Source organism: Limnohabitans sp. Bal53 (assembly GCF_003063355.1).
Taxonomy (GTDB): Bacteria; Pseudomonadota; Gammaproteobacteria; order Burkholderiales; family Burkholderiaceae_C; genus Limnohabitans_A.
The window spans coordinates 61,854-74,471 of sequence record NZ_NESH01000004.1; the positions used below are offsets into that span (position 1 = coordinate 61,854).

Consider the following 12,618-nt stretch of genomic DNA (forward strand, 5'->3'; position numbering starts at 1 on the left):
TGTTGAGCGACCCATGACCGAACCCACCATCACACCCGCTGGCAAAAATCGTTGGCAATTCTGGATCGACCGCGGCGGCACCTTCACCGACGTGGTGGGTAAGCGCCCCGACGGCACCTTGGTCACGCACAAGCTGCTGTCTGAAAACCCCGAGCAATACCGCGATGCAGCGGTGGCAGGCATCCGCCATTTGCTGGGCCTGAAAGCTGGAGAGCCGGTCACGCCCGAGCAGGTCGAGTGCGTGAAGATGGGCACCACCGTGGCCACCAATGCGCTGCTGGAGCGCAAGGGCGAAGCCACGCTGCTGGTGACCACAAAGGGTTTTGGTGATGCGCTGCGCATCGCTTACCAAAACCGCCCGCGTTTGTTTGACCGCCAGATCGTGTTGCCGGGGTTGCTTTACAGCGCTGTGGTCGAGGCGCAGGAGCGCGTGGCGGTGGACGGCGAGGTGTTGTTGCCGCTTGACGAGGTGCATTTGCGCACCCAATTGGTGAACAGTTTTGCGCAAGGTGTGCGCTCGGTGGCCATCGTGTTCATGCACGGCTGGCGGCACACGACGCACGAGCAAGCGGCGGCACGCTTGGCGCGTGAGGTGGGCTTCACGCAGGTGAGCACCTCGCACCAGACCAGCCCGATGATGAAGCTGGTCAGCCGGGGCGATACCACGGTGGTCGATGCATATTTATCGCCCATCTTGCGCCGCTATGTGGACCAGGTGGCCAGCGAAATGCCGGGCGTGAAGTTGATGTTCATGCAGTCTTCGGGCGGCCTCACAGACGCGAAGGTGTTCGCGGGCAAGGACGCGATTTTGAGCGGCCCAGCGGGGGGCATTGTGGGCATGGCCCGTACAGCGCAGTTGGCAGGCCACGACAAGGTGATTGGTTTTGACATGGGCGGCACGTCCACCGACGTGTCGCACTTTGCCGGGCAGTTTGAGCGCGAGTTTGAAACCCAGGTGGCGGGTGTGCGCATGCGCGCGCCAATGATGAGCATCCACACCGTGGCGGCAGGCGGCGGCTCGCTGCTGGCCTATGACGGGGCGCGTTTTCGCGTCGGCCCGCAAAGCGCGGGGGCCAACCCCGGCCCGGCCAGTTACCGCCGGGGCGGACCGCTGGCCGTGACCGATGCGAACGTGATGGTGGGCAAGGTGCAGCCGAGGTTTTTCCCGTCGGTGTTTGGGCCCGATGCCAACCAGCCGCTGGACGCCGAGGTGGTGCGCGGGCACTTTGCGCAACTGGCCACGCAGACTGGCCGCGCTGCCGAAGACGTGGCGCACGGTTTCATCCAGATCGCGGTGCAGCAGATGGCCAATGCGATCAAAAAGATTTCTGTGGCGAGGGGTTACGACGTGACGCGCTACACCTTGCAGTGCTTTGGCGGTGCTGGAGGGCAGCATGCGTGTTTGGTGGCGGATGCCCTGGGCATGTCGCAGGTGCTGGTGCACCCGCTGGCGGGTGTGCTCTCGGCCTATGGCATGGGCTTGGCCGACCAGAACGTGATGCGTGAAGAGTCGATGGAGCGCCGTTTGGACGCAGCGGCCATGCCTTTGATGGCCGAGCGCTTGCAGGCCTTGGGCGAGACCACCCGCAAGGCTTTGTTGGCGCAAATGGGTGGGGACGCGGCCAGCGCTCACCGCATTGAGCTGCGCCAACGTGTGCATTTGCGCTACGAAGGCACCGACTCGGCGCTGGTGGTGCCCTGGGGCGATCAGGCCCAGTTGGTGGCGGGCTTTGAAGCCGCTTACCGCCAGCGCTTTGCCTTTTTGATGCAGGGCAAGGCCCTGGTGGTCGAAGCCGTGTCGGTGGAGGCGGTGCTGCCCGGTGACGCGCCCGAAGAGGCCGTCAACACCTTGCAGCCCGAACGCGAAGTGCCCCGCCGCGACACGGTGCGTGTCTACGCCGCCAACGCGCAAGGTGTGGCCGAGTGGCAAGACGCCGCGCTGGTGGTGCGCGAGGACATGCGCCCGGGCGATGTGATCGACGGCCCGGCCATCATTGCTGAGAAAAACGCCACCACGGTGGTGGAACCCGGCTGGCAGGCACGGCTGACGGCTCTCGACCATTTATTGCTGGTGCGCATGCAGGCGCGGGCGGTGCAGCACGCGGCGGGCACGCAGGCCGACCCGGTGCTGCTGGAGGTGTTCAACAACCTGTTCATGAACATCGCTGAGCAGATGGGGCTGCAGCTGCAAAACACGGCCTACTCGGTCAACATCAAGGAGCGATTGGATTTTTCGTGTGCGCTGTTCAGTGCCGAAGGCCATTTGATCGCCAACGCGCCGCACATGCCGGTGCATCTGGGCTCGATGGGCGAGAGCATCCAGACCGTGATCAAGGAGAACCAAGGCCGCATGCAGCCGGGCGATGTGTTTGTGCTCAATGACCCGTACCACGGCGGCACACATTTGCCCGACATTACCGTGATCACGCCGGTTTATCTGGACGGACACGCTGAGCCGGTGTTTTATGTGGGCTCACGCGGGCACCACGCCGATGTGGGCGGCTTGACACCGGGCTCCATGCCGCCGTTTTCGACGCGCATCGAAGAAGAGGGCGTGCAGATCAACAACTTCAAATTGGTCGACGGTGGGCACCTGCGCGAGGCCGAAATGGTGGCCTTGCTGCAAAGCGGCGAATACCCCTCGCGCAACCCGGCGCAGAACATGGCTGACCTGAAGGCGCAAATTGCTGCCAACGAAAAAGGCGTGCAGGAGTTGCGCCGCATGGTGGCGCAGTTTGGGTTGGATGTGGTGCAGGCCTATATGCGCCATGTGCAGGACAACGCCGAGGAATCCGTGCGTCGCGTCATCACGCGCTTGAAGGACGGCGCTTTCACCTTGCCGCTGGACAACGGGGCGCAGATTCAGGTGGCGGTGCGCGTCAATGCTTCTGAGCGCACGGCCGAGATCGATTTCACCGGCACCAGCGCCCAGTTGCCCAACAACTTCAACGCGCCGCGTGCGGTCTGCATGGCGGCGGTGCTGTACGTGTTCCGCAGCCTGGTGCAGGATGACATCCCGCTGAACGCCGGTTGTCTGAAACCGCTCAAGGTCATCATTCCCCAGGGCTCCATGCTCAACCCCAACCCACCGGCTTCGGTGGTGGCGGGCAATGTGGAGACCTCGACTTGCATCACCAACGCCCTGTTTGGCGCTTTGGGAGTGATGGCGGGCAGCCAGCCCACCATGAACAATTTCACCTTCGGCAATGCACGGGTGCAGTACTACGAAACGATTTCGGGGGGCAGTGGCGCGGGTGGGCAATACGACGCACAAGGGCAGTTGGTGGGTGGTTTTGATGGCACTTCGGTGGTGCAAACCCACATGACCAATTCACGCTTGACCGACCCGGAGGTGCTGGAATTTCGCTTCCCGGTACGGCTGGAAAGCTACGCGATCCGTCAAGGCTCGGGCGGCGCGGGGCGTTGGCGAGGCGGCGACGGCGGTGTGCGCCGGGTGCGCTTTTTGGAGCCGATGACGGCGGGCATTTTGTCGAATGGTCGTGTGCACCCGGCCTTTGGAATGGCTGGCGGCAGCGGTGGCTTGCCGGGCATCAACCGCGTGGTGCGCAACGACGGCCGCGTCGATGACATGGCGCACATTGGCCAGGTCGAGATGCAGGTGGGGGATGTGTTTGAGATTTACACGCCCGGCGGGGGGGGCTTCGGGCAAGGCTGAGGTCTTGTTTCGGGCAGACTTGTCTGCCCGAAACAAGTTCACGCCCTGTCAGTTCTTGGCAGGGGGCGCTTTGCCTGCATGGGCATCGGCGCTCTTGGCGGTCGCTTTGGCGCTGTCTTTGGTCACATCCTTGGCTTTTTTCTCGCCGTCCTTGTCAGACTTGACCGGTTTTTTATCTGCGGCTTTGCCTGAGTAAGCACTGCCTTGCACCCGCACACCTTGCTCAGACAAGCTGCTGGCCTTTTGGGGTCCAAGCCCTTTGACACGGCTGGTCGCGTCCTCCCAGTCTTTGAAGGGCGCTTTTTGGCGCTCGCTCATCAGTTCCTTGGTCAGGACCGGTCCAACGCCTTTGAGGGCATCGAGTTCGACCTCGCTGGCTTTGTTCAAATCAATTTGTTGGGCCCAGGTCAGTCCCGCGAAGCCAAGGGTCAGCAATACACCTGCGATTTTCTTCCACATGTCGGCGCTCCTTTGGTTGACTGCAAAAATGTGCAGTGCGGTTTATTTTGGGAAAGCGCAATCGGCTTGCGAAGGGGTTTATGGTTTAAATTGAAACAAAATGTATTAATTTTAGGGGCATCAACATTGACTCAAGCGGTCTGGTGCTCCAGCTTTCTACCTGCGATCAAAGCGGTGAAAAAGCCATTGAACCATTGCATGTTCACAGGCTTGGCCATGAAGATGGTGCCTTCGGGCAGGCCGCCTCGGGCTGCAATTTCTTCTTGTGACAAGGCTGAAATGACCAGACTGGTCATGCGTTGAAATTGGGCTGAATGTTTGAGGGTACGCAGCAGTTCAAACCCATCCACCCCGGGCATGTTCAGATCGGCTATGAGCACATCGGGCTGGATGCTGGCCATGTCAATGAGGGCCTCGAGTCCAGAGGACATGGCCGTGCAGTCCACGGGCATTTCGCAGCGGTTGCAGAAGTCGCGCACCATGTCTCTGGTCACGGGATCGTCTTCAACCAGCAAAACCCGCAGCCTGTATTCACGGGTTTCGCCGGGACTCATCAGCATGTTGTGTTTCTTCTGGTACTCACGAATCGAGGGCATGGAGATGCGGCGGTGTCCGCCTTGTGTCTTCCAGGCTTGAAGTTCGTTTTTTTCCACCAAAGTCTGGATCGTTCCCACCGACAAGCCCAGCAATTTGGCTGCGTAGGTGGTGCCACAGTAGTCTTCGGGCGTGTCGGGTGTGGGGTGTGTTTGCATGGCTGTATTTTAGTGATAAAAACACCAAATGACTTAAAAAGAGTACTTTTTTATCGTTGTCGCAACAACTTGAAACAAATTAAAAGGAATAAATCAAGAAACCGTTCTTCTTTGTGCTGAGGGATGGTCCCATCCGCGACAAACGCCATGCGTCGGCCAGTCAGGTGCACCCTTAATATGACGCCCAACAACAGGAGACCTTTCGATGTCCGCTCACGCTGCTGTATGGCCTGCTCGCCTGCCCGCGAGTATCAATGCGCCTACCACTTCTTTGTGGATGAACCTGGCAATCAGTGCCCTGCGATACCCCGAGAAAGCCGCTCTCGTGTTCATGGGCCGGGTTTGGACCTACCGCGAGTTGATGGCCAGCGCAGAACAGTTCGCGGGGCAACTCAAGTCTTTGGGGGTACAAGCCGGGGACCGCGTGGTGTTGGACATGCAAAACTGTCCGCAGTTGGTGATCACGCACTTTGCCATTTTGCGCATCGACGCGGTGGTGGTTCCGGTCAACCCGATGAACCGAGCCGAAGAGCTCAAGCACTACATCACCGACCCGGATACCCGGTTGGCGGTGACCACGGCAGATTTGGCGTCTGATCTGGCACAGGCCAGTGAGTCCTTGCCCCTGGCGCAGCGCCTGACACACTTGGTGGTGACGCAATTCACCGATGTGTTTGATCCCGCGGCTGTGGGTCCTGAAGACATGCCCGAGGCTTGGCGGCCATGGTTGCTGCCTCTGCGTGACTTGCCGGTTTTGAGCTCAGGCCAGGTGCATGCTTGGTCTGCTCTCATGGCTCAGCCCTCTGTGGCTATGCCGCCGCCCCAGTCGCAAACCGACGATTTGGCGATCTTGCCTTACACCAGCGGCACCACCGGCTTGCCCAAAGGCTGCATGCACACGCACGGCACCATCATGCACAACGCCATGTCCAGCGGCTTGTGGGGCAACGGCACACCAGAAAACGTGACCTTGTGCGTCGTGCCCATGTTCCACATCACCGGCATGGTGAGCGTCATGCACACCAGCATCTTGCTGGGCGCGAGCCTCGTGGTCATGCCGCGCTGGGACCGCGATGTGGCGGGGTATTTGATCTCGAAATGGGGCGTGACGCACTGGACCAACATCCCGACCATGGTGATTGACTTGCTGGGCAGCCCGAACATGGACCGTTATGACCTGAGCAGTCTGGTCTACATTGGCGGCGGCGGCGCGGCCATGCCCGAGGCCGTGGCCCAGCGTTTGCTGGACCAGTTTGGCCTGCGGTACGTGGAGGGTTATGGCCTGACTGAAACCGCAGCCCCCTCACACACCAACCCGCCTGATGCGCCCAAGAAGCAGTGCTTGGGCATCCCTTTCATGAGCGTGGAGTCGCGCATTGTGGACCCCGAGACCCTGGCCGAGTTGCCGACGGGTGAGTCGGGCGAGATCGTGATCAGCGGCCCGCAGGTGTTCAAGGGTTATTGGAAGCGGCCAGAGGAGACTGCGGCGGCTTTTTTTGAGCGCGACGGCTTTCGGTTTTTCCGATCGGGCGACATGGGTCGGGTCGATGAAGCGGGTTACTTCTTCATGACCGACCGCTTGAAGCGCATGATCAACGCCAGCGGCTTCAAGGTCTGGCCTGCCGAGGTCGAAGCGCTGATGTTTCGCCACCCAGCGATTCAAGAGGCGTGCATCATCGCCACCCGAGACGCCTACCGTGGCGAGTCGGTCAAGGCGGTGGTGGTTTTGCGGCAAGACCATAAAGGCAAGGTGTCCGAGCAGGACATCATCGACTGGTGCCGTGAGAACATGGCCGTTTACAAAATGCCCCGCGCCGTGAGTTTTGTCGACGCTCTGCCCAAGAGCGGCAGCGGCAAAGTCATGTGGCGTGCACTGCAAGAGGCCGAAATGGCCGCCTTGGGCGCACCTGCTAAGTCTTGAGCCCATGTACCCATCCACACCCGAATGAGCCTCAGACTTTCCATCCTTGACCAATCGGCCGCTGCCTCCGGGCGCGGCCAAGACGCGACCATCCGACAAACCTTGGCACTGGCGCAAAAGGCCGAGGCTTGGGGCTATGACCGCTTTTGGGTGAGCGAGCACCACAGCCACCCCAGCATCGTGGGCACAGCGCCCGAGGTGCTCATGGCCGCCATTGCTGCACGCACCCAGCGCATCCGCATCGGCAGCGCTGGCGTGATGCTGCCGCATTACTCGGCGCTCAAGGTGGCCGAGCAGTTTCGGGTGCTGGATGCCCTGGCCCCCGGTCGCATCGATCTGGGTGTGGGTCGCGCCCCGGGCAGCGACGGGCGTACCGCGCAGTTGCTCAACCCCGATCGCCATGCGTCCGAGCGTTTTCCGCAGCAGGTCATGGAAATGCAAGCTTGGGTGAGTGGCCACAACCTCCCACCCGGCCACCCGGGACACAACGTGTTCGCCTACCCGCTGTCAGAGACCACGCCCACCGTGTGGATGCTGGGCAGCTCGGACTATGGCGCCCAGCTGGCCTCACATCTGGGCCTGCCTTATGCGTTTGCCTACTTCATCACCGACGGTCAGGGCGCAGACGAAGCCCTGCCGATTTACCGCGAAACTTTCCGACCCAGCGCAACGCTGCAAAAGCCCCACGCCGCGCTGTGCGTCTGGGCCTTGGCCGCAGACACCGACGAAGAAGCACTGCGCCTGTTCGAGAGCCGTGCCCGCTGGAAGATGGACCGCAACTTGGGCCGCATCGGGGCGCTGTTGCCACCCGAAGAAGCGGCCCGAGACTACAGCCCGGCCGAGCAGTTTGCGCTGCAGCGCCTGCGTGAGGGGGCCTTGATCGGCTCGGCCGCCACGGTGGGCCGTAAGTTGCGCCAACTGGCCGTGCGCTTGGAGGTGCAAGAGCTGGTGGTCATCACTTGGACGCATGACCCTGCAGCGCAAATGCGCTCTTACGAGCTGCTCGCCCAAGAATTTGAATTGGCGGCAAACTCTCCGCTTTGATTTTTAAACCCTCAGGATCTTTGACATGTTCACCACCGCAATTGCTGGCAGCTTGCCCAAACCCGCTTGGTTGGCCGAAACCGAAAAACTCTGGCCCCAGTGGACCACCCAGGGCCCCGAGCTTCAGCAAGCCAAGGCCGACGCCACGCTGCTGTGGATCAAGGCCCAAGAAGACGCAGGCCTGGACGTGATCGGTGACGGCGAACAAGCCCGTCAGCACTTTGTGCACGGTTTTGTGGAGCAGGTCGAAGGCATCGACTTTGTGAACAAAGTCACCATGGGCATCCGCAACAACCGCTACGACGCGCAGGTACCGCAAGTCATTGCGCCGCTGCGCCTGAAGGGCCGTGTGCACGCTTTCGAGGCCCAACTGGCCCGTGCCCACACCAAAAAGAAACTCAAATTCACCTTGCCCGGCCCGATGACGATTGTGGACACGGTGGCTGACCGCTTTTACGGTGACAAGGTGAAGATGGCCATGGCCTTTGCCGAGTTGCTCAACCAAGAAGCGCTGGCGCTGCAAGCCGATGGCGTAGACATCATCCAGTTCGATGAGCCGGCATTCAACGTCTACATGGAAGAAGCCGCTGACTGGGGCGTCAAGGCGCTGGAGGTGGCTGCTCGCGGGCTGACCTGCACCACGGCCGTTCACATTTGCTATGGCTACGGCATCGAAGCCAACAACAAGTGGAAAGAGACCTTGGGCCACGAGTGGCGTCAGTACGAAAAAGTGTTCCCGGCCCTGGCCAAGAGCAGCATCCAGCAAGTGAGCCTCGAGTGCATGCACTCGCATGTGCCCATGGAGATGATGAAGCTGTTGGAGGGCAAAGACGTGATGGTGGGCGTGATCGACGTGGCCAACCCGGCCATCGAAACGCCTGAAGAAATCGCCGACACCATTGGCCGTGCTTTGCAGTTCGTGCCCAAAAACCGCCTGATCGCTTGCACCAACTGCGGCCTGGCCCCCATGAGCCGTGCCGTGGCCGAGGCCAAGCTCAAGGCCTTGGCCGAAGGCGCCAAGCTGGCCAGTCAGCGTTACGCCTGAAACCTCAACGCCTGGAAATTGTCTCGCCAGGCCCTCTGAGCCAGTGACTCCGGACTTGTTCCGGGGTCCATGCCTTCCATTGGGCACGCTTAACGCAGCGCTTGCACGACCGGCCAAGATCGGCTTGGGTCCGCGTTATGCTTGCAGCCTTTGCCTGATTCTTGGACGTTTTCATGCCCCAACAAACGCTGCAGCCTCCTTTGACCGCACCCCAGCAGCTCAACGCCACTTTGGCGGAGCAAGGATTTGCCGTGCTCGATGCCGCGAGTGTCTGCGCTTTGACGGGTGTCCCGATGGCGGATTTGCAAGCACTCGAATCCAGCTGGAGCGATTTGCCCCCTGACCAGTACCTCAAAGATGGAGGGCGCTATCGCCGCCGCCGTCACGCCAGTTTTGAAGTCACGGCCAACAAGACGTTGGCTATGCCGCACCGTGCCCATTGGCAACCCTTGTCTTACAACGCTTTGCACGGCGGCATGCAGCGCTGGTTTGAGCCGATGTCGTCCGAGGTGGTGCAACAAGCGGCATGGCAAAAAGTGTTGTGCTGGCTGGGCCGTGTGGCCTCAGCCGCGCAGGGCGATCAGACCTGGTTCACCGAAGCCCACCAGTTCCGCATCGACACCACCGACGGCATTGGCCGGCCCACGCCCGAAGGTGCGCACCGCGATGGCGTGAACTGGGTGGCTGTGTTTTTGGTGGGGCGCCACGGCATCAAAGGGGGCGAGACCCGGGTGTTCGACATGGACAGTCCCCAAGGCCAGCGCTTCACACTGAGCGAGCCTTGGTCGGTGCTGCTGCTGGACGACAGCCGCGTCATCCATGAAACCACCCCCATTCAGCCCGAGTTGGAGGGCGGATGGCGCGACACCCTCGTGGTCACGCTGCGCTCGGGTGGCTTTTTGGACGAGCCTGCCTGATTTTTAGGCTGTCAGGCCGTCATACCCGGCTTGACCGGGTATCCATAGCGGTCAAAGGCAATAACTTCCTTCCAGTCGGATAGGAAGCGAGGGCTTGCCCCCGTTGCATCAATCCCTGAAGTTGTCGAACGACAGCGGCAGCTCGGTCATGTCCTTGCGCAGCAGGGCCATGGCGGCCTGCAGGTCATCGCGCTTGGCACCGGTCACGCGCACTGCATCGCCCTGGATGGACGCCTGCACCTTGAGCTTGCTTTCCTTGATCAGTTTGGTGATCTTCTTGGCGTCTTCGGTCTCGATGCCGTTTTTGACTTTGATCACTTGCTTGACCTTGTCGCCGCCGATTTTTTCGACTTTGCCAATGTCCAAAAAGCGCACATCCACATTGCGTTTGGTGAGCTTGTTGCGCAGGATGTCTTCGACCTGCGTGAGCTGAAAGTCGGCATCGCCAAACATGGTGATGTCTTTGTCTTTGAGTTCGATGGCAGCGGAGGTGCCTTTGAAGTCAAAGCGGGTGCCGATTTCTTTGGCAGAGGTGTCAACGGCGTTGCGCACTTCGACCATATTGGGTTCGCAAACGGTATCAAACGAGGGCATGGGGGTAAAAATCAAAGGTTGAGAATGCGACAATTCTCCCATGTTCCTTGAGAAAAATGTCCCCCTGCAGTCGTACAACACGTTTGGCATCGCCGCCAAAGCCCAGGCTTTGGTGCGCGTGCGCTCCGAAGCGGACCTGTTGGCTGTGCTGGCCGACCCGCAACTGGCCAGCTTGCCAAGACAGGTGTTGGGCGGCGGCAGCAACATCGTTTTGACGGGGGACGTCAAGGCCTTGGTGCTCAAGATGGAGGTGCCGGGCATTGGCCTGGTGGGTGAGACCGATAAACACTGGCTGATTGAGGCGGGTGCGGGCGTTGACTGGCATGCGCTGGTGGCCTGGACCTTGGACCATGGCTACCCGGGTCTGGAAAATATGGCCCTGATTCCCGGCACGGTGGGTGCATCACCCGTTCAGAACATCGGTGCTTACGGGGTGGAGCTGCAAGATCGCTTTGATTCCCTCGACGCGATGGACATGTTCACGGGCGAGTTGTTCAGCCTGAACGCCGCGCAGTGCGGTTTCAGTTACCGAGACTCGGTGTTCAAGCATGCTTGCGGCGCCGCCGATGGCTTGGGCTTGGCGGGCAGGGCGGTGATTTTGCGGGTGCGCTTTGCCCTGCCCAAGCACTGGAGGCCCGAGCTGGGCTACCTGGATTTGGAGCGCAAGATGGCCGAGACGGGCATCGACAGTCCCGATGCCCGGCAGATTTTTGACTGGGTGGTGGCGATCCGCCGGGCCAAATTGCCCGATCCGCAGGTGATCGGCAACGCGGGCAGCTTTTTCAAAAACCCGAGCGTGACGCCTGAGCAATGCGCCGACATCATCGCCCGCGAGCCCAAAGTGGTGCACTACCCCATGCCCGACGGCAGCATCAAGTTGGCCGCAGGTTGGCTGATTGACGCGTGTGGCTGGAAAGGCAAGACCGTGGGCCACGCAGGCGTCTATGAAAAGCAGGCGCTTGTGCTGGTCAACCGGGGTGGGCGAGAGAACCCTTGTACGGGGGGCGAGGTGATGACTTTGGCCAAGGCGATTCAGACCAGTGTGTATGAGCGGTTTGGGATTCGTCTGGAGCCTGAGCCGGTTGTGATTTGATTTTTGCTTCTGTGGTGGTGTTCCGCGCCGGGTTGGGGCCTGAGCGGTCGGCCTCATAACTCGCTTCGCTCGCCAAATCGGCCGATCCGCTCAGGCCCCAACCCGTCGCTACGTGTCATCTGCGCATTCAGCTCTTGCTTCAAGGGATTGCATTTTCCAGATCGGTGGTCAGGTTATGATTTCTTTTTAATTAACTTTAGAGGGCCTGATGCGGTCAATGTCAATTCATCGATTAACCAAGCGCCTATTCTTACTGGGGTTGTGTGGCGTGCTGACGGCCTGCATGGTGGTGCGTAAACCCAGTGAAACTGAGTTGCGTGCTTTGGATCATCCGCCCAGTGCTGTGCAGGCCAAGCTGGACAGGTTTTATCCCCTGACTTTGGCGTGGTATGAGGAGGTTGAGCGCCAGATGCTTGCGCAGGGGCGCATGCTTTCGAGTCAAGAGAAGGCGCTTGCACAACGCTTGGGGGTGAAGTTTCCCGAAAATGTTCGAATTGTGGTGCTTGAAAAATTCCCAATGCCATCGAATCACGAATTGGCCACTGAGGCCGAGAAATTGGGTTTGGGTGGGGCATTGGAAGGTGGGCGTGCCATGGGATATGCCATCATGCTCAAGCCGAAATTGGCGGATAACCCGACGGTCATTGCGCATGAATTGGTGCATGTTGCTCAGCACGATCGTTTAGGGCGAGAAGCTTTTTTGCGACGTTATCTGGCGGAATTGGAAATGATGGGCTATGCCCGGTCGCCGTTGGAGTTAGAGGCTTACGCAAGGCAATCGGCACGCTGATTGCGCATGCATGAATCGTTGTTGAAAGACTTTATGCAACTCCCAGTCCCTGATCAGCAGGAAGTCGTTCATGACGCCTGGTTTTGTCAGCAGGTTCGTGCGGGGCTTGAATCGGCACATGCTGAAAATTTACATCTCGCAGCAGAGGTTGAAGCGAAATTCGCTGCTCGTCGAGCGCTAACGCGTAGTCAGCTTGAAGTGACTAGCGGTAGTTCTGGGTCCGATTGATTCAGGCCACGCAGCCTTGTCACTGCGGGCAGCCGGACCAGCCGATTTGGCGAGCGAAGCGAGTATGAGGCTGGCCGGCTGCCCGCAGTGACAAGGCGG

11 protein-coding genes are annotated in these 12,618 nt (G+C 60.3%); 8 read left to right on the top strand and 3 right to left on the bottom strand.

Going from position 1 to position 12,618, the window contains the following annotated elements:
* The first annotated feature begins 13 nt into the window (after window positions 1–13).
* Window positions 14–3,676 (top strand): hydantoinase B/oxoprolinase family protein, encoded by a 3,663-nt coding sequence (locus B9Z50_RS11615; protein ID WP_108364540.1) that lies wholly within the window; start codon window positions 14–16, stop codon window positions 3,674–3,676.
* Between the two features lie 48 nt (window positions 3,677–3,724).
* Here B9Z50_RS11615 and B9Z50_RS11620 read toward each other — a convergent pair whose 3' ends face one another.
* Together B9Z50_RS11620 and B9Z50_RS11625 are read right to left on the bottom strand one after the other, a co-directional pair.
* Window positions 3,725–4,135 carry a helix-hairpin-helix domain-containing protein gene (locus B9Z50_RS11620; RefSeq protein ID WP_108364542.1) on the bottom strand — a complete coding sequence of 137 codons (411 nt, stop codon included), beginning with the start codon at window positions 4,133–4,135 and terminating at the stop codon, window positions 3,725–3,727.
* Window positions 4,136–4,266: 131 nt separating this feature from the next.
* A complete protein-coding gene (locus B9Z50_RS11625; protein WP_108364544.1) occupies window positions 4,267–4,887 on the bottom strand; it encodes a response regulator in 621 nt (206 codons plus the stop codon).
* A gap of 205 nt (window positions 4,888–5,092) precedes the next feature.
* Between B9Z50_RS11625 and B9Z50_RS11630 the strand changes: the two genes are divergently transcribed.
* From B9Z50_RS11630 to B9Z50_RS11645, 4 genes are all read left to right on the top strand, one after another.
* Entirely contained in the window at window positions 5,093–6,808 is a 1,716-nt protein-coding gene (locus tag B9Z50_RS11630; RefSeq protein WP_108364546.1) for a long-chain fatty acid--CoA ligase, read from the top strand.
* A gap of 24 nt (window positions 6,809–6,832) precedes the next feature.
* Window positions 6,833–7,852, top strand: a complete 1,020-nt coding sequence (locus tag B9Z50_RS11635; RefSeq protein ID WP_108364548.1) for an LLM class flavin-dependent oxidoreductase — start codon at window positions 6,833–6,835, stop codon at window positions 7,850–7,852.
* A gap of 25 nt (window positions 7,853–7,877) precedes the next feature.
* A complete protein-coding gene (locus B9Z50_RS11640; RefSeq protein WP_108364550.1) occupies window positions 7,878–8,897 on the top strand; it encodes a methionine synthase in 1,020 nt (339 codons plus the stop codon).
* Between the two features lie 173 nt (window positions 8,898–9,070).
* A complete protein-coding gene (locus tag B9Z50_RS11645) occupies window positions 9,071–9,814 on the top strand; it encodes a 2OG-Fe dioxygenase family protein (RefSeq protein WP_108364552.1) in 744 nt (247 codons plus the stop codon).
* A gap of 108 nt (window positions 9,815–9,922) precedes the next feature.
* On the opposite strand, the gene B9Z50_RS11650 is transcribed toward B9Z50_RS11645, so the two are convergent.
* On the bottom strand, window positions 9,923–10,408 hold the full coding sequence (locus B9Z50_RS11650) for a YajQ family cyclic di-GMP-binding protein (RefSeq protein WP_108364942.1): 486 nt from the start codon (window positions 10,406–10,408) through the stop codon (window positions 9,923–9,925).
* A gap of 40 nt (window positions 10,409–10,448) precedes the next feature.
* Here B9Z50_RS11650 and murB point away from each other — a divergent pair, with 40 nt between their 5' ends.
* The 3 genes from murB to B9Z50_RS17610 all read left to right on the top strand — a co-directional run bounded on the left by murB (window position 10,449) and on the right by B9Z50_RS17610 (window position 12,519).
* Window positions 10,449–11,501 (top strand): UDP-N-acetylmuramate dehydrogenase, encoded by a 1,053-nt coding sequence (gene murB / locus B9Z50_RS11655; RefSeq protein ID WP_108364554.1) that lies wholly within the window; start codon window positions 10,449–10,451, stop codon window positions 11,499–11,501.
* 217 nt (window positions 11,502–11,718) lie between these two features.
* Window positions 11,719–12,291, top strand: coding sequence for a hypothetical protein (locus B9Z50_RS11660; RefSeq protein WP_146183198.1), 573 nt, complete (start codon window positions 11,719–11,721; stop codon window positions 12,289–12,291).
* A gap of 6 nt (window positions 12,292–12,297) precedes the next feature.
* A complete protein-coding gene (locus tag B9Z50_RS17610) occupies window positions 12,298–12,519 on the top strand; it encodes a hypothetical protein (protein ID WP_158270666.1) in 222 nt (73 codons plus the stop codon).
* The last annotated feature ends 99 nt before the right edge of the window (window positions 12,520–12,618 follow it).

Bases quoted from the DNA above. Each gene is read 5' to 3' on its own strand.
- B9Z50_RS11640 (WP_108364550.1), top strand. From the start codon at position 7,878: ATGTTCACCACCGCAATTGCTGGCAGCTTGCCCAAACCCGCTTGGTTG.
- B9Z50_RS17610 (WP_158270666.1), top strand. From the start codon at position 12,298: ATGCATGAATCGTTGTTGAAAGACTTTATGCAACTCCCAGTCCCTGAT.
- B9Z50_RS11620 (WP_108364542.1), bottom strand. From the start codon at position 4,135: ATGTGGAAGAAAATCGCAGGTGTATTGCTGACCCTTGGCTTCGCGGGA.
- B9Z50_RS11635 (WP_108364548.1), top strand. From the start codon at position 6,833: ATGAGCCTCAGACTTTCCATCCTTGACCAATCGGCCGCTGCCTCCGGG.
- B9Z50_RS11615 (WP_108364540.1), top strand. From the start codon at position 14: ATGACCGAACCCACCATCACACCCGCTGGCAAAAATCGTTGGCAATTC.
- B9Z50_RS11645 (WP_108364552.1), top strand. From the start codon at position 9,071: ATGCCCCAACAAACGCTGCAGCCTCCTTTGACCGCACCCCAGCAGCTC.
- B9Z50_RS11625 (WP_108364544.1), bottom strand. From the start codon at position 4,887: ATGCAAACACACCCCACACCCGACACGCCCGAAGACTACTGTGGCACC.
- B9Z50_RS11650 (WP_108364942.1), bottom strand. From the start codon at position 10,408: ATGCCCTCGTTTGATACCGTTTGCGAACCCAATATGGTCGAAGTGCGC.
- B9Z50_RS11660 (WP_146183198.1), top strand. From the start codon at position 11,719: ATGTCAATTCATCGATTAACCAAGCGCCTATTCTTACTGGGGTTGTGT.
- murB (WP_108364554.1), top strand. From the start codon at position 10,449: ATGTTCCTTGAGAAAAATGTCCCCCTGCAGTCGTACAACACGTTTGGC.
- B9Z50_RS11630 (WP_108364546.1), top strand. From the start codon at position 5,093: ATGTCCGCTCACGCTGCTGTATGGCCTGCTCGCCTGCCCGCGAGTATC.